The 15,251-nt window shown below is 77.1% G+C and carries 14 protein-coding genes; 4 read left to right on the plus strand and 10 right to left on the minus strand.

What is annotated here, in order from left to right:
- Positions 1-13: 13 nt before the first annotated feature.
- The 5 genes from ACZ3J7_RS01225 to ACZ3J7_RS01245 all read right to left on the minus strand — a co-directional run bounded on the left by ACZ3J7_RS01225 (position 14) and on the right by ACZ3J7_RS01245 (position 6,206).
- Positions 14-3,835, minus strand: a complete 3,822-nt coding sequence (locus ACZ3J7_RS01225; protein WP_465615556.1) for a Pls/PosA family non-ribosomal peptide synthetase — start codon at positions 3,833-3,835, stop codon at positions 14-16.
- A 273-nt stretch (positions 3,836-4,108) separates the two neighbouring features.
- A complete protein-coding gene (locus ACZ3J7_RS01230) occupies positions 4,109-4,312 on the minus strand; it encodes a hypothetical protein (RefSeq protein WP_465615558.1) in 204 nt (67 codons plus the stop codon).
- A gap of 31 nt (positions 4,313-4,343) precedes the next feature.
- Entirely contained in the window at positions 4,344-4,904 is a 561-nt protein-coding gene (locus ACZ3J7_RS01235; RefSeq protein WP_465615560.1) for a DUF421 domain-containing protein, read from the minus strand.
- A gap of 70 nt (positions 4,905-4,974) precedes the next feature.
- Positions 4,975-5,550, minus strand: a complete 576-nt coding sequence (locus ACZ3J7_RS01240; RefSeq protein WP_465615562.1) for an O-methyltransferase — start codon at positions 5,548-5,550, stop codon at positions 4,975-4,977.
- A gap of 140 nt (positions 5,551-5,690) precedes the next feature.
- On the minus strand, positions 5,691-6,206 hold the full coding sequence (locus ACZ3J7_RS01245) for a hypothetical protein (protein WP_465615564.1): 516 nt from the start codon (positions 6,204-6,206) through the stop codon (positions 5,691-5,693).
- Between the two features lie 250 nt (positions 6,207-6,456).
- Here ACZ3J7_RS01245 and ACZ3J7_RS01250 point away from each other — a divergent pair, with 250 nt between their 5' ends.
- Positions 6,457-8,691 (plus strand): SpoIIE family protein phosphatase, encoded by a 2,235-nt coding sequence (locus ACZ3J7_RS01250; RefSeq protein WP_465615566.1) that lies wholly within the window; start codon positions 6,457-6,459, stop codon positions 8,689-8,691.
- 227 nt (positions 8,692-8,918) lie between these two features.
- Positions 8,919-9,701: a VOC family protein gene (locus ACZ3J7_RS01255; protein WP_465615568.1), complete on the plus strand. Its 783-nt coding sequence runs from the start codon at positions 8,919-8,921 to the stop codon at positions 9,699-9,701.
- A gap of 56 nt (positions 9,702-9,757) precedes the next feature.
- On the opposite strand, the gene ACZ3J7_RS01260 is transcribed toward ACZ3J7_RS01255, so the two are convergent.
- Positions 9,758-10,660: a M56 family metallopeptidase gene (locus ACZ3J7_RS01260; RefSeq protein WP_465615570.1), complete on the minus strand. Its 903-nt coding sequence runs from the start codon at positions 10,658-10,660 to the stop codon at positions 9,758-9,760.
- Complete coding sequence (locus ACZ3J7_RS01265) at positions 10,657-11,061, minus strand: BlaI/MecI/CopY family transcriptional regulator (RefSeq protein WP_465615572.1); 405 nt, start codon at positions 11,059-11,061, stop codon at positions 10,657-10,659. Before ACZ3J7_RS01265 ends, ACZ3J7_RS01260 begins: the two co-directional genes overlap by 4 nt.
- Positions 11,062-11,235: 174 nt before the next feature.
- Here ACZ3J7_RS01265 and ACZ3J7_RS01270 point away from each other — a divergent pair, with 174 nt between their 5' ends.
- Complete coding sequence (locus ACZ3J7_RS01270) at positions 11,236-12,258, plus strand: C40 family peptidase (RefSeq protein ID WP_465615574.1); 1,023 nt, start codon at positions 11,236-11,238, stop codon at positions 12,256-12,258.
- A gap of 51 nt (positions 12,259-12,309) precedes the next feature.
- On the opposite strand, the gene ACZ3J7_RS01275 is transcribed toward ACZ3J7_RS01270, so the two are convergent.
- Positions 12,310-12,705 (minus strand): cupin domain-containing protein, encoded by a 396-nt coding sequence (locus tag ACZ3J7_RS01275; protein ID WP_465615575.1) that lies wholly within the window; start codon positions 12,703-12,705, stop codon positions 12,310-12,312.
- Positions 12,706-12,757: 52 nt separating this feature from the next.
- Here ACZ3J7_RS01275 and ACZ3J7_RS01280 point away from each other — a divergent pair, with 52 nt between their 5' ends.
- Positions 12,758-13,756: a GlxA family transcriptional regulator gene (locus ACZ3J7_RS01280; RefSeq protein ID WP_465615577.1), complete on the plus strand. Its 999-nt coding sequence runs from the start codon at positions 12,758-12,760 to the stop codon at positions 13,754-13,756.
- 28 nt (positions 13,757-13,784) lie between these two features.
- Here ACZ3J7_RS01280 and ACZ3J7_RS01285 read toward each other — a convergent pair whose 3' ends face one another.
- Together ACZ3J7_RS01285 and ACZ3J7_RS01290 are read right to left on the minus strand one after the other, a co-directional pair.
- Positions 13,785-14,612: an MBL fold metallo-hydrolase gene (locus ACZ3J7_RS01285; RefSeq protein ID WP_465615579.1), complete on the minus strand. Its 828-nt coding sequence runs from the start codon at positions 14,610-14,612 to the stop codon at positions 13,785-13,787.
- Positions 14,613-14,724: 112 nt separating this feature from the next.
- Complete coding sequence (locus ACZ3J7_RS01290) at positions 14,725-15,117, minus strand: hypothetical protein (RefSeq protein WP_465615581.1); 393 nt, start codon at positions 15,115-15,117, stop codon at positions 14,725-14,727.
- Between the last annotated feature and the right edge of the window lie 134 nt (positions 15,118-15,251).

Below are 15,251 nucleotides of genomic sequence, written 5' to 3' on the forward strand. Positions count from 1 at the left end.
GGCGCGGGGGTGGTCACGGGGTCTGCCAGGCTTCGATCGGGTTGCCGAGCCAGCGGGTGTCGGCGGGCACCGTCTCGGCGCGCATCACCAGGGAGGCCGGGCCGAGGGTGGCGCGCTCGCCGACGGTGCTGCCGGGCAGCACGATCCCGCCCGGGCCGAGGGTGGCGCCCGCGCGGAGCTCCACAGTATCCAGCCTCATGATCCGGTCGTGGAAGAGGTGGGTCTGCAGCACGCTGCCGCGGTTGACGCTGACGCCGTCGCCGAGGGTGACCAGGTCGGCCTCGGGCAGCCAGTAGCTCTCGCACCACACGCCGCGGCCGATCTTCGCGCCGAGGGCGCGCAGCCACAGGTTCATCAGCGGGGTGCCGGCGGTGCGGCCGACCAGCCAGGGCACGGCGAGCACCTCGGTGAAGGTGTCGGCGAGCTCGTTGCGCCACACGAAGCCGGACCACAGCGGGTGCTCGACCGCCCGGAACCGGCCGACCAGCAGCCACTTGGCGGCGGCCGAGACCAGGCAGGCCAGCAGGCCGGCGCCGAGCAGCACCGGGCCGGAGAGCAGCGGCCGTCCGAGCGCGCAGAGCGCGGCGGCGGTGAGCACGGCCAGGCCGGCGGAGGCGAACACCGGGACGATCCGGGCCAGTTCGGTCAGGCCGCGGGCCCAGCGCAGCCGGGCGGGCGGCTCGTAGGTGAGGGCGAGGTCGGCGGTGTCGGCGGCCCGGGGCAGCCTGACCGGCGGCATGCCCAGGTAGGAGCTGCCGCGCTTGGCCTTCTTCGGGGTCGCGGAGAGCACCCCGACCAGGCCGCCGTCGGGCACGGCCCGGCCGGGCGCGGTCATCCCGGAGTTGCCGAGGAAGGCCCGCTCGCCGATCTCGGCCCGTCCGATCCGCACCCAGCCGCCGCCGAGCTCGTACGGGGCGATCAGGGTGTCGTCGGCGAGGAACGCGCCGTCGCCGACCTTGGTCAGGCTGGGCAGCGCGAGCACGGTGGAGACCTCGGCGCCCTTGCCGACCCGCATGCCGAGCAGCCGCAGCCACACCGGGGTGATCAGTCCGGCGTACAGCGGGAACAGCGTCTCGCGGGCCAGGTCCATCAGCTGGCTGACCGTCCAGGCCTGCCAGCCGGTGCGGCCGTGCAGCGGGTGGTAGCCGGTGCGCAGGCCGAGCGAGAGCAGGCGGACGCCGGCCAGCACCAGAGCGGCGTAGGCCAGCCCGTAGGCGAGGGTGGCCGGGACGAGGGCGAGCAGGGCGCCGCGCAGGGCCGCCGCCAGGTCGTCGCCCGGGTGGACGAACCGCCCGGCGACCAGCAGCGCGGGCAGCGCGGCGAGCAGCGGCAGCAGGGTGAGGGCGAAGCCGGTGGCGCCGTAGACGGCGGCCCAGCGCGGGGTGCGCGGGGGGCGCTGCTTGGGCCAGCCGCGTTCGGCCTTGCCGGTCTTGACGGCGGGGGCGCCGGCCCAGCGCTGGCCGGTGGGGACGGAGCCGGTGACGCCGGAGCCGGGGGCGATCTCGGCCCGCTTGCCGATCTTGGCGCCGGGCAGCAGGGTCGAGCGGGTGCCGACCACGGCGCCGGCGCCGATCCGCAGCGCGCCGATCTCCAGCCGGTCGCCGTCCAGCCAGTACCCGGACAGGTCGACCTCGTTCTCGACGGCGCAGCCCTTGCCGAGCCGGAGCAGGCCGGTGACGGGCGGCAGGGCGTGCAGGTCGACGTCGGGGGCGACCCGGCAGCCGAGCGCGCGGGCGTAGCGGATCAGCCAGGAGCCGGAGAGCGCGGTGGCGCCGGTGGCCTCGGCGAGCCGTTCGGCGGTCCACAGCCGCAGGTGGACGGAGCCGCCGCGCGGGTGGCTGCCGGGGCCGACGCCGCGCAGCAGCAGCCGGGCGCCGCCGGCGGCGAGGGCGAGGCGGCCGGGCGCGGAGTACAGCAGCACGGCGCCGGCGGCCAGCAGCCACCAGGGCGCGGTGGGGGCCCACGGGTAGTCGCCGAGCAGGTTCAGCAGGGTGCCGAGGACGCCGAGGGCGAGGCTCCAGCGCAGGCCGGTGAGGGTGGCCAGCGGCAGGGTGAGCAGCAGTTGCAGGGCTTGGGCGCGGCGCGGGGTCGGGGTGACCTCGCGGGCCGGGCCCTCGGCCTGGGCGGACCTCTCCAGCAGCCGGGCGAGCTTGCGCAGGGTGGGCTGCTGGTAGATGTCGAGGACGGAGGCGGCCGGGTAGCGGGCGCGCAGCAGGGTGGTGAGCTGCGCCGCGGCAAGCGAGCCGCCGCCGATCGCGAAGAAGTCGTCGTCGGCGCCGCGCACCGGGGCGCCGAGGATCCGCTCCCACTGCTCGGCGAGCCAGGCCTCGGTGCCGTACAGCTGCTCGGCGGGGCCGGTGCCCTCCAGTTCGGGCAGCGGCCAGGGCAGCGCGTCCCGGTCGACCTTGCCGGAGGTGCGGGTGGGCAGGTGGTCGACGGTGGCGAGCAGCGGGACGAGCGCGGCGGGCAGCTCGGCGCGCAGCCGGGTGACGGCGGCGTCCCGGTCGAAGCCGTCCTGGGCGACCAGGTAGCCGACCAGCAGCTGGTTGCCGCCGCGGGCGGTGCGGACGGCGGCGGCCGCGCCGGAGACGGCGGGCAGCGCCTGCAGCGCGGCGTCCACCTCCCCCAGTTCGATCCGGCGACCGCCGAGCTTGATCTGCTCGTCGGCGCGGCCGAGGAAGACCAGGCCCTCGGGTTCGGCGCGGACCAGGTCGCCGGAGCGGTAGGCGCGCTCCCAGCCGAGGGACTCCAGCGGGGCGTACTTCTCGGCGTCCTTGGCCGGGTCGAGGTAGCGGGCCAGGCCGACGCCGCCGATCACCAGCTGGCCGCTGCCGCCCATCGGGACGGGCTCGCCGGCCCCGTCGACGACGGCGAGCTCCCAGCCGTCCAGCGGCAGGCCGATCCGGATCGGGGCCCGGCCGGTCAGCAGGGCGCCGCAGGCGACCACGGTGGCCTCGGTGGGGCCGTAGGTGTTCCACACCTCGCGGCCCTCGGTGACCAGGCGTTCGGCGAGTTCGGGCGGGCAGGCCTCGCCGCCGAAGATCAGCAGCCGGACCTCGTCCAGCGCCTCGGCGGGCCAGAGCGCGGCCAGCGTCGGGACGGTGGAGATCACGGTGATCTCCTGCTCGGCCAGCCACGGGCCGAGGTCGGCGCCGGAGCGGACCTGCGCGCGCGGGACGGGCACCAGGCAGGCGCCGTGCCGCCAGGCCAGCCACATCTCCTCGCAGGAGGCGTCGAAGGCCACCGACAGCCCGGCCATCACCCGGTCCCCGGGGCCGATCGGCTCGTCCCGCAGGAACATCGCGGCCTCGGCGTCGACGAAGGCGGCGGCGCTGCGGTGGGTGACGGCGACGCCCTTGGGCTTGCCGGTGGAGCCGGAGGTGAAGATGATCCAGGCGTCGTGCTCCGGGCCGGGCTCCCGGGCGTCGTGGCCGGACGGCTTGACCCGGTCGAGGGCGTACTCGGCGCCGATCACGGCGTTGACGTCGGCCTCGCCGAAGACCAGCTCGGCCCGCTCGTCCGGGTCCTCGAAGTCGACGGGCACGTACGCGGCGCCCGCGGCGAGCACCGCCAGGATCGCCACGTACAGCTGGTTGCCGCCGGACGGGACCCGGACGCCGACCCGGTCGCCGAGGCCGACGCCGGCCCTGGCGAGGTGGCGGCGGACCCGCTCGACCTCGGCGAGCAGCGCGACGTAGCTCAGCGTCTCGCGCCCGTCGTCCAGCGCCGGCTCCTGCGGGTGGGCGGCGGCGGTGGCCGCCAGCAGGTCGACCAGGGTGCGCGGAGCGGGTGCGTCCTGGGCCCGGAACAGCGCGGTGGCGGGGGCGGTGATCATGGCTGCAACGGTCCTCGTCCTGGGTTCCCCGGCGGTCAACCGAAGGCGTCGAAAGCGCGACAACCTGGGCAAGTTTACCGGCCGGGGCGGGCGCGGAGCCGGAGGCGGGGACGGCCGGGGCGGCCCGGCGCGGGGGCGCGGGCGGGCGGTGCGGGCCGACGGGCCGTCAGCTCGCGCCGCTGCGCGGCAGGTTGCGGGGGTCGGCGGGCCGCGCGGCCTGACGCTGCGTCAGTCCCCCGACACGCCGTCGTACGCCGGGAGTTCACCCACTGTTCACGCCCCCGCCTTCTCCGCTTGGCCGCCCGGCCGGCCGGCGGTGCGCACCGCCGGGTCGCTCTCGGCGGCGAGCGCGCGGTTCCAGTGCCGGACCACGCCGATCCGGGAGAGCGCGAAGGAGGTGAAGACGCCCGGGACGTACAGGTGGATCAGGCCGGTGACGTCCGCCCGGTGGAACCGGAGCAGCGCCCCGGCGGCCACGCGACGCTCCTCCCGAACCGGTGCGAACCGCTCACTCGGCGGCGGGCAGCCGGGCCTCGATCGCGGCCAGCGCGGCCCGGATCGCCGCCACGTCGGCCTTGTCCGCGACCTGGTCGCCGCCCTTCAGCTCCACCAGCAGCGTCCCGCCCGGCTCCAGCACGATCAGCGCGGTCTCCTCGACCGCGTCGCCGCCCTGCTGCCGGACCGCCACGTCCAGGTCCGCCGTCCGGATCCCCTGCCGCGCGATCGTCCGCCGGTCGTACGCCCCGTCCCGGGCCAGCACCGTCGGCGTCCCGTTCAGCAGCCGGTTGAACCAGTCCCGGCGGGCCGCCTGCCGCACCAGCACCCAGTCCGCGAGCAGCAGCACCACCGCGCCGAACAGGCCGCCGGAGACCGAGTCGTCGTTCCCGATCACCGCGTTCTGCACCACGTTCGACAGCAACAGCATCACCACCAGGTCGAAGGTGTTCAGCTGCGCCGGGCCGCGCTTGCCGATCAGCCGCAGCAGGACCAGCAGCGCCAGGTAGACCAGCACCGTGCGGACCGCCTTCTCGCCGTACGAGATCCCCGCGTCGAACATGTCCTGCCACATGGCGGCCACCGTAGGGCCGGCCGGCCCGCCCGCACCGGCCCCACGCCCGTGGCCGCCCCAACGGCCTACGTCACGGGCGGCGGGTCGCCAGCAGCAGGCCGGTCGAGCAGTCCAGGTAGGTGGCGTGCAGGTCGGGGTGGCCGGTCAGCCGCTCGACCAGCGCGGTGACGGCCCCGGCGTGGTCGTCCGGCCAGGTCGGCTGCGGCAGCAGGTCGTCGACCAGGTAGGCGCCGCCCGGGGCGAGCAGGGCCAGCGCCTGGTCGAGGTGGTGGAACTTGCCCGGCCAGGTGTCCGCGAAGACCAGGTCGAAGCCGCCCGGCTCCAGCGCGTCGATCAGCTCCGCGCCGTCGCCCACCACCAGCTCCAGCCGCGGGTCCGCGCCCAGCCGGGCGGCCGCGACCGCCGCGACCTCCGCGTCCAGCTCCACGCTGGTCAGCCGGGCCGCCGCGTCCATCCCGCTCAGCAGCCAGCTCGTCCCCGCTCCGGCGCCCGTGCCCAGCTCCAGCACCCGGCCGCCGGGCCGGGCCGCCGCGAGCGTGCGCAGCAGCCGCCCGGTGGTGGTGTCGCAGGACATCGCGAAGCCGAGCGCCGCGCACTCCCCGGCGATCGCGGCCAGCACGGCGGGGTGGGAATCGGTCGTGAGCATCAAGGCGCGGCCCTCCGGGGTGACGTTCGGTCAACGGCCCTCGCACGCTAGCGACGCGCTGGCCCGGCCGCCGCGCATTCCACCCCGTGGACGGGTGCCGGGCGGGTGGACGGCCGGGGCCCGGCCGCCGCACGGGGGGATCAGCTCCCGGCCACCGGGAAGTCCGCCATGGCGGCCGCGAACGGGTTGGTGAACGCGGCCAGGTCGGCCACCCGGGCCAGCCTGAGCCCGCCGGGACCGGCCGAGCCGGAGAGCACCAGCTCGGTGCCGCCGTGGGACCCCCGCGCCACCCAGTGGGGCCCGTCGGCCTCGCGCCAGCACGCGAACGCCAGGGGCGTCCCGTCCACGGTGACCGTGACCGGCTCGGGGGCCGGCAGGCCGCCCGGGAGGTCCTCGCCCAGGCCGAGGTAGAGGTCGAGGTCCCGTTCCAGGCTCTCCGCGACCTCGGGGCTGCCCGGCGAGGCGCTCAGGACCGTGACGTGCTCGGCCTCCGCGTCGAAGGTCGGGGAGCCGAACCACAGGTGCACGTGGACGTCGCCGGTGACCCGGTCGTGCCCGTGCCCCATGACCTGCCGCGACCGGGGCCAGTCGGCCTCCAGCGCGAAGACGCCGAATCCGGCCGCGGGTGCGGGTGCGGGTGCGTCCTGACCGTTCACGGGCCCTCCGGTTCCTCGTCCGTGCTGTCCGTGCTGTGCGTGCTGTGCGTGCTGTGCGTGCTGTGCGTGCTGTGCGTGCTGTGCGTGCTCGGGAATCCTGCCACCGCCGGAGCGCCGGACGGGTCGCGGGGGCCGATGCTTGGCAGATGCCCGGTAAGCGATAAATATGACTTATGTGACCTTCTTCCCTTCTGGTCGCTCCGGGTCTCTGAGAGCGTTGCTTCCCACCGACCTGCCGAAGGAGACCTCCGTGAGCGGCACCCCCCGGCGCGCCGTCCGGCTGCTGCTCGTGGCGGCCGCCTCGCTGTGCGTGCTGCTGCCGCTGCTGCGCGGCGCCACGGCCGCGGGGGCCGTCGTGGAGTTCGGGCTGGGGCGGGGGGCGACGGTCGCCTCGCAGTTGGGGTCGGCGCTGGCGATGCTGGCGGCGTTCCTGCTGGCCGGGCGGGCGGTGGACCTGTGGGGGTGGCCGCGGGTGCTGCGGTGGGCGCTGGGGGTGATGGTGGCGGGCGGGGCGGTCACGGTCTCGGCGCAGCGCCCCTGGGCGTACCTGCTCGGGCGGACGGTGGAGGACGCCGGCTCCGCCGGGGTGCTGATCGCCGCCCTGGCGTCCGTGCCGGTGCTGAACCTGCCGGGACGGATCACCCGGGTGGTGGGCGGCGCGATCGCGGGGGTCGCGACGGCGTTCGTGCTGGGCGCGAACGTCGCGGTGCGGATCGACACCGTGGCCGGCTGGCGGATCGGCGAGTCGGTGCTCCCGGCGGCGGCCGGCCTGCTGCTGCTGGCCGCGCTGCGGCTGCTGCCGCGCGACCGCCTGCCGCGCTCGTCGGCCCCGGTGACCCCGGTGTGCGGCCCGGGGGTGGCGCTCGCGGCGCTGCTCGGCGTGGCGGGCCTGGAGCTGGGCCCGCTGCGCGACTGGTCGGACCCGCTGGTGGGGGCGCTGCTGGGCGCGGCGGTGCTGCTGCTCGCGGCCTGCCGGGTGCGGACGGTGCGGCTGGCGCGGCGGCCGGGCCCGCCGGTGCCGGGGGTGCCGGCCCGCGCGGCGGGCGGGGCGGTGGCGGCGGGCGCGACGCTGGGCTTCGCCCAGCTCGGACTGACCGCGACCGTCCCGGTGCTGCTGCTGCAGCGCGGCGTGACGATCGCGCACGTGACCCTGGCGATGTCGGGGTACGGGCTGGGCATGCTGGCGGCCGGGCTGGTGGCCCGGCACTGGCGGCTGACCCCGCTGACCAGCTCCTCCCTGGGCCTGCCGCTGGCCGCGGTGGGCCTGGCCGCGCTGCACTTCCTGCCGGCCGGCGCCGGGCAGGCGGCGCTGGTGGCGGGCGCGGTCTCGGTGCTGGTGGGCTTCGGCCTGGTCGTCGCGCAGATCCCGTACCTGGCCGGTTTCCTGGCGGCGCTGCCCCGGCAGCGGCGGGCGGCGGCGTCGGCGCTGTACCCGGCGTCGATCCTGTTCGGCGGGGTGCTGGCGCAGGCCGTGCCGGGCAGCACCTCGCTGCTGACCGGCGAGGCCGGCCACCGGGAGCTGGAGACGGTGCTGTGGGTGTCCTGCGGCGCGGTCGCGCTGGTGGCGATGCTGCTGGGCCGCCCGGTGGTGTCGCTGACGGTGGCGGGCGCGGCCGGGGCACAGCACCTGCTGCTGGTCGCGCTGGCGGGCGGACGGGTCGCGGACCGTCCGGGAGCGGCGGTGGCCGCGCTGGCGGTGGGCGCGGTGATGGGCCTGGTGGCGTGGAGCCGGCGCCAGCAGTCGGAGCGGCTGGCCCGCGTCCGGGCGAACGAGGTCGCCCTCCAGCAGGCCGTGCTGCACCCGATCCCGGGACGGCTCGGCGAGCTGCGGCTGGTCGGGCACTACCAGCCGGCGACGGCGGGCACCGGCGTCGGCGGCGACTTCTTCGAGGCGGTGCGCACCCCGCACGGGACGCGGGTGCTGATCGGGGACGTCCGGGGCAAGGGGCTGCAGGCCGTGCAGACCGTCACCGAGCTGCTGGGCTGCTTCCGCTCGCAGGCGCACGAGACCGCCGACCTGGGCGAGCTGGCCGCCCGGCTCGACCGGCAGCTGGTCCGGCTGGCGGCGGCCCGCGGCGACGAGGAGCTGTTCGCGACCGCGCTGCTGCTCCAGCACCGGGACGGCGGCGCGCAGGTCGACGTGGTCAACTGCGGCCACCTCGCCCCCCTGCGGGTCGGCCCGGACGGCGTCCGGACGACCCCCGTCCCGGCCCTGCTCCCGCTCGGCCTCGGCACGCTCGGCCTCGGCACCTCCCCCGTCCCGACCCCGCTGGCCCTGCCGGACGGCTCGGCGCTGCTCCTCCACACGGACGGTCTCAGCGAGGCCCGCAACTCCTCCGGCGAGTTCTACCCCCTGGGCGAACGCCTCGCCGCCCTGCGCGCCACCGACCCGGGCCGCCTGGTCGGCGACCTCGCCGAGGACGTCCGCGACTGGACGCACCAGCTGGCCGACGACATCGCCCTGATCGCCCTCACCCGCGCCTGACGGCGGCGCGGGGCCCCGACGACGGGCCGAACGGGCGAGGCCGGCGGGCCGGGGCTCACCGAGGCGGGGCTCGCCGGGGGCCGGGACGCCGAACGGGGGACGGGTCCCGGGCGGCGGGGCGGGCGGCGGCGGGGGCGGGGCGGTGTCCCGGTGGCGGGAGCGGGGGCGGGCCGGGAGGGTGGCTGGCGGGGGACGCACCGGACGTCCCGAACCGGAAAGAGCGTGAGATGCCCGAAGTCACCACCCCGTATGCGACCGGCACCCCGTGCTGGGTCGATCTGATGGCGAAGGACCAGCAGGCGGCGCTGGACTTCTACCGCGACCTGCTCGGCTGGCAGGGCGCGCCCGGCCCGGCCGAGTTCGGCGGGTACGCGGTCTGCGAGCTGGACGGCCGGGCCGTGGCCGGCATCGGCCCGGCGATGGCACCCGAGGGCATGCCGGAGCCGCCGACCGTGTGGACCGGCTACCTGGCGAGCACCGACGCGCAGGCCACCCAGGACGCGATCGTCCGGGCCGGCGGCACGCTGCTCGTCCCGACCATGGACGTCGGCGACCTGGGCCGGATGCTGGTCGCGGCGGACCCGCAGGGCGCGGTGTTCGGCGTGTGGCAGCCCGGCGAGTTCTTCGGCGCGCGGGTGGTCAACGAGGCCGGCGCGCTGACCTGGAACGAGCTGCACACCAGTGACGTGCCGGCCGCGACCGCGTTCTACGGCGAGGCGTTCGGCATCGAGATCGAGCCGCTGGACGGCGCGGACTCGTACTGGGAGCTGCGGGTCGGCGGCCGGGCGGTCGGCGGGGTCACCCTGCTGGCCAACGACCCGCCCGGCACCCCGGCGCACTGGCTGACGTACTTCGCGGTCGACGACGTGGACTCGACGGTGGACGCCCTGGTCAAGCGGGGCGGGACGGTGCTGGCGCCGCCGTTCGACATGATGGCGGGCCGGATGACGGTGGTCGCCGACCCGCAGGGCGCGCCGTTCGCGATGATCAGGCCGCAGCCGCCGGCCTGAGGTCCGCGCGCGACCGCCCGTCCCGGGGGCCGTCCGGGGCGGGCGGTCGCGCGCGGTCAGGGCAGGACCGGTCCGCAGGTGACCAGCAGCGGCAGCACCGGGGCGGCGGCCGAGGCGAGGGCGGCGGCGGCCCGCAGGGCGGGGTGCGGGGCGGCGGCGGGGGCGAGCAGGCGGCGGACCCGGAGCAGCGCGGCGGGGCCGCCTGCGGCGAACGCGGCGTGCGGGACCTGGCCGTCGGCGACCCGGTACATGGCGGCGGCCAGCACCGCGCGCGGGTGGCGGCGGACGGCCCGGTCGTCGGCGGCCATCTCCAGCAGCACCGGGGTCTCCCGGGCGGCGAGGCGGGCCAGCGGGAGGAACGGGAACGCGGCGGCGAACGCGTCCGCGGCGGTCCGGGCCAGGTGGTGGCGGCCGGCCACGTGCGCCCGCTCGTGGGCCAGGACGGCGGCCAGCTGGCGGTCGGTGAGCAGTTCCACGGCGCCCCGGGTGAGCACGATCCGGGCGCGCCGGCCGGGCAGGCAGTACGCGGCGGGGGTGTCGTGGTCGAGGACGTGCGCGCCGAGGCCGGTGTCCCGGGCGGCGACCAGGTCGAGGACGGTGCGGTGGCGGCGGCGTTGCCGGGCGGTGCGGGCCAGCGCGGCGGCGAGCCGGCCGAGCGGCCAGAGCGCGACGGCGGCGGGCAGCAGCAGCCGCCGGTCACCGCCGGCCGCGAGCGCGTCGGGGTGGTCGACGCCGCAGACGTGCAGCAGTCCGGCCAGGCCGAGGTGCAGGTGGCCGCCGGGCACCGCGAGGTGGTGGGCGGCCAGCACCAGCGCGGTGACGAAGGACAGCGCGAGCGCCTGCCAGAGCGCGACGGCCGACCGGGGCGCGCGGTGCGCCCAGCCGGCGCGGGCCAGCGGCAGCGGGGCGAGCACGCCGACCAGCAGCGCGTAGCCGAGCAGGGCGAGGGCCGCCGTCACCGGGGGCCGTCACCGGGCCGGCCGTCCCCGGGGGCGCCGCGGTCCGCGGCGTCCACCGAGTCGATGGCGCTGCGCAGCGCGGCGAGTTCGTCGGGGGTGAGCTGTTCGACCAGGTGCGCCAGCGCGCCGCCGGGGTTGGGGCTCTCGCCGAGCACCTCGCGCATCAGGGCGGCGCTGTACGCCTCGCGGGTGCGGGCGGGCCGGTAGCTCCAGGCCCGGCCGGACTTCTCCCGGCGCAGCAGGCCCTTGCGGTGCAGGATGTCGGCGACCGTCATCACGGTGGTGTAGGCGAGCGGCCGGGTGCGGTTGAGGTCGTCGACGATCTCGCGGACGGTGGCCGGGCGGTCCCAGGTCCACAGGCGGTCCATGATCTCCGCCTCCAGGTCGCCGAGTCCGCGCACCGTCCGTCCCGCCCTTCCCTGGTGGTTCCCGGGCTCATCGTAGTGGGTGGGGGGTGGCTTGCCGGTCCTTCTACTTAACTACTAAGTTGTCTCGTAGAGAGTGCCGGCGGCGACGGCCCGGACGTCCACCCGGACGGCGGGGCCCGCGCCCGACCCGAGGAGAGAACGCAGCCGATGGGAACGCACCGACGCCCCCGACCGGCCGGACGCACCAGGACCGCCGTGCTCGGCGCCGCCGCCGGAGCCGCCGTCCTGCTGCCCGCCACCCACGCCGGCGCCGAGCCCGCGCCGAGCGTCGACCAGGTGAAGGCCAAGGTCGACGGCCTGTACGAGCAGGCCGAGGCCGCCACCGAGCAGTACAACAAGGTCGACGAGCGCGCCAGGCAGCTCCAGGGCGAGGCCGGCCGGCTCCAGGAGCGGCTCGCCGGACAGCAGCAGCGGATCGTCGAGTTCCAGGAGACCCTGGGCGCGGTCGCCGCCGAGCAGTACCGCAACAGCGGCGTCGACCCGAGCGTCCGGCTGATGCTCAGCGCCTCCCCCGACGCGTACCTGGAGCAGGCCGGGCTCCAGGAGCTGGCGGGCGACCGGCAGGCCGCCGCGCTGCGCGACGCGCTGCGCCTGCAGCGCTCGATCGACCAGGAGCGGGCCGAGACCGCCGCCAAGCTCGCCGAGCTGGAGCAGGCCCGCGGCACCCTCGCCGCCAAGAAGGCCGAGGTCCAGCGGAAGCTCGACGAGGCGAGCCGGATCCTGGCCGGCCTCAAGGCCGCCGACCGGGCCCGGGTCCTCGGCGAGGACTCCCCCGCCGCGTCCCGCGGCTCGGCCCGCGGGCAGGCGTACGCCGGGCCCGCCGCCGGCCAGGCCAAGGCGGTCCTCGACTACGCCTACGCCCAGATCGGCAAGCCCTACCAGTGGGGCGCCGAGGGCCCGAACTCCTTCGACTGCTCCGGCCTGACCCAGATGGCCTACCGGGCCGGCGGCGTCAGCCTGCCCCGGGTCACCCAGGACCAGTGGAACGCCGGCAAGCGCGTGGCCCGCGCCGACCTCCAGCCCGGCGACCTGGTCTTCTACTACGGCGACCTGCACCACGTCGGCATCTACGTCGGCAACGGCAAGTTGCTGCACGCCCCGCGCACCGGCAAGAACGTCCAGATCGTCGACCTCGACGTGATGCCGTACGTCGGCGCCGTCCGGCCCTGACCGGCCGGGCGGCCGCCCGGCCGGTCAGGGCGCTCAGGCCGCTCAGACCGCTCAGACGTCGAGCGGGTGGCCGGTCGTCACGTCCACGTGGGCGGGGACCGGGTCGTGGCGGTCGCCCACGCTCGGCGTCCCGGTCGGCTCGAACAGGAGGATCGCGGCGCCGGACGGCGCGGACGGCCGGTGCTCCGTCCCCGCGGGCACGGTGAAGACCGACCCCCGGGGCAGCCGGACGGTGCGCTCGCCCGCGGGCTCGCGCAGGGCGATCCGCAGTTCCCCGTCGAGCACCAGGAAGAACTCGTCGGTGTCGTCGTGGACGTGCCAGACGTGGTCGCCCTCGACCTTGGCGACCCGCACGTCGTAGTCGTTGACGCGGGTGACGACGCGCGGGCTCCACAGCGCGTCGAAGGAGGCCAGGGCCCGGGCCAGGGGGATCGGCTGGTTGCTCATGGCCCCATCCTGGGCCGCCCCGGGCCGGCCGCGTGAGTGCTAGGAATCGCACATGGCGAAAGAATCCTCGCAGCGGACCCAGGCGGCACCCGTGCACCGGGTGGTCGTGATCGTGGACGAGAACTCCAACCCGTTCGAACTCGGCTGCGCGACCGAGGTCTTCGGCCTGCGCCGCCCGGAGATCGGCCGCGACCTCTACGACTTCCGGCTCTGCTCGCCCGACCCCTCCGTCGCGATGCGGGACGGGTTCTTCACCCTCACCGGGGTCGCCGGCCTGGAGGCGGCCGACGCGGCGGACACCCTGATCGTCCCCAACCGCCCCGACGTCGAGGTGCCCCGCCGGCCCGCGGTGCTGGCGGCCGTCCGGCGGGCGCACGCGCGCGGCGCGCGGCTGGTCGGCTTCTGCAGCGGCGCCTTCACCCTGGCCGAGGCGGGCGTCCTGGACGGGCGCCGGGCCACCGCCCACTGGCAGTGGGCGGACTCCTTCCGCGCCCGCTTCCCCGCCGTCCGCCTCGAGCCGGACGTGCTCTTCGTGGACGACGGCGACATCCTCACCGCCGCGGGCAGCGCGGCCGCGCTCGACCTCGGCCTGCACCTGGTGCGCCGCGACCACGGCGCCGAGGTCGCCAACGCGGTCAGCCGGCGCCTGGTCTTCGCGGCGCACCGCGACGGCGGGCAGCGGCAGTTCGTCGAACGACCCGTGCCCGACCTGCCCGAGGACGCGCTGGCCCTGGCCCCGCTGCTGGCCTGGGCGCAGGAGCGGCTCGACGCGCCGCTCACGGTCGCGGACCTCGCGGCCCGGGCGGCCGTCAGCCCGGCGACGCTGCACCGCCGCTTCCGGACCCAGCTGGGGACGACCCCGCTGGCGTGGCTCACCGGGGAACGGCTCACCCTGGCCTGCCGGCTGATCGAGCGGGGCGAGGCGCGCTTCGAGGTGGTCGCCCGGCTGAGCGGGCTGGGCAGCGCGGCCAACCTGCGGGCGCTGATGCGCCGCGGCCGGGGCGTCACCCCGTCGGCGTACCGGCGCCGGTTCGGGCCCGGGGCGAGGTGACGCCGTCCGCGACCGGGTGGACGGCCCGTCAGCCGAGCGGGGGCGCGAGGTACTCCAGCGCGTAGCCGCTGCCCGCCGGGGTGACCCGGGCGACGCCGGGCGAGTCGAGGTGGGCGCCGGCCACGTAGTGGCGCGGGGCGGCCAGGCGTTCCAGCAGGGCCGCCCGGGCGGCCCGGGCGGCCCGGGCGCGGGGCCGGTCGCCGTCGAACTCCCAGGTGACGCCCGGGCGTTCGAACTGGAGGGTGGGGACGTGCACGGTGTCGCCCCAGAGCAGCAGGCGGCCCGCGCCCGAGTCGACCCGGTAGACGGTGTGGCCCGGCGTGTGGCCCGGGGTCGGCAGCGCGGTGGCCCAGTCGTTGATCGCGACCGGCTCCGTCACGGGGACGACCCGGTCGCGCAGCGGCGCCAGCCGCCCGGTGAACACCCGGGCGTCCTCCGCGCCGATCCACACCCGCTCCAGCCCCGGGAACGCCTCCGAGCCGTCCGGCGCGACCAGGCCGCCGACGTGGTCCTGGTGGCGGTGGGTGATCGCCACGTCGGTGACGGCCGCCCGGTCGACGCCCGCCTCGTCGAGCGCGTCGGGGAGCAGCCCCATGCCGGGCTCGGGCCAGAGGTCCGCCCCGCCGGTGTCGACGAGCAGCGAGCGGGTGCCGTCGGTGACGAAGAAGGCGTTGACCGCCAGCCGCAGGTTCCTGCCGACCAGCGGGACCGCGGCGGGCAGCGCGTCGAGCGCGCGGCCGTCCTCGCCGCGCAGGCGGGACGGCGGCATGTCGATGTGGCCGTCCCGCAGCGAGACCACCCGCAGCTCGCCGAACTCGAAGGTGGTGTGGTGCCGGCCGCTCGACCGCACGCGCATGGGACTCCCCCGTCCGTCGTGTCCTCGGCGGGAGACCCCGTCCCCCGCCCGGGCCCAGTCTTCCAGGGCCGGCCCGGGCGGCGGGCGGGACCGCCGCCCGGGGGGGCGGGGGTCAGCGGATGGTGACGCAGGGGCGGCCGAGGGAGCGGCCGTTGAGGTAGGCCTGGCCGCAGATGACGGAGCCGGAGCTGACGGTGTGGCCGATCAGGTCGAAGCGCCGGACGCCGTCGCGGCCGGAGTGGTCGGGGACGCTGTTCAGGCCGGGGCCCTCGATGCTGAAGCGGTCGACGGCGAAGTGGCCGTCGGTGGAGACGGTGGCGTCGTGCAGGATGCCGCCGTCGTGGGAGACGGCCAGGAAGACCTGGCCGCTGTGGCCGCCGTCGATCACCGCGCCCGCGGGATCGGCGGCCGCGAGGGTGAGGGTGCAGGCGGCGGCCAGGGCCAGCACGGCGCGCAGCGGGCGGCGCGGGGCGGGGATGGTCGGGAGGCGGAACTGCTGGGACATGCGGGGGTCCTCGTTCTCGGTCGGCGGCCCGCCCGGGGACTGGGCGGGTCGTGTGCGATCCAGTGGGACCAGGATGGCGGCGCGGCCCCCGGACTCCCGGACGGCGCAACCGGAAGCCACCCGTACGGGTGAGG

The organism is Kitasatospora sp. NPDC015121 (genome assembly GCF_055562955.1).

Excerpts from the sequence above, each read along its gene's own strand:
- ACZ3J7_RS01225 (WP_465615556.1), bottom strand. The coding sequence starts at position 3,835 with ATGATCACCGCCCCCGCCACCGCGCTGTTCCGGGCCCAGGACGCACCC.
- ACZ3J7_RS01235 (WP_465615560.1), bottom strand. The coding sequence starts at position 4,904 with ATGTGGCAGGACATGTTCGACGCGGGGATCTCGTACGGCGAGAAGGCG.
- ACZ3J7_RS01240 (WP_465615562.1), bottom strand. The coding sequence starts at position 5,550 with ATGCTCACGACCGATTCCCACCCCGCCGTGCTGGCCGCGATCGCCGGG.
- ACZ3J7_RS01255 (WP_465615568.1), top strand. The coding sequence starts at position 8,919 with ATGCCCGAAGTCACCACCCCGTATGCGACCGGCACCCCGTGCTGGGTC.
- ACZ3J7_RS01270 (WP_465615574.1), top strand. The coding sequence starts at position 11,236 with ATGGGAACGCACCGACGCCCCCGACCGGCCGGACGCACCAGGACCGCC.
- ACZ3J7_RS01275 (WP_465615575.1), bottom strand. The coding sequence starts at position 12,705 with ATGAGCAACCAGCCGATCCCCCTGGCCCGGGCCCTGGCCTCCTTCGAC.
- ACZ3J7_RS01280 (WP_465615577.1), top strand. The coding sequence starts at position 12,758 with ATGGCGAAAGAATCCTCGCAGCGGACCCAGGCGGCACCCGTGCACCGG.
- ACZ3J7_RS01285 (WP_465615579.1), bottom strand. The coding sequence starts at position 14,612 with ATGCGCGTGCGGTCGAGCGGCCGGCACCACACCACCTTCGAGTTCGGC.
- ACZ3J7_RS01290 (WP_465615581.1), bottom strand. The coding sequence starts at position 15,117 with ATGTCCCAGCAGTTCCGCCTCCCGACCATCCCCGCCCCGCGCCGCCCG.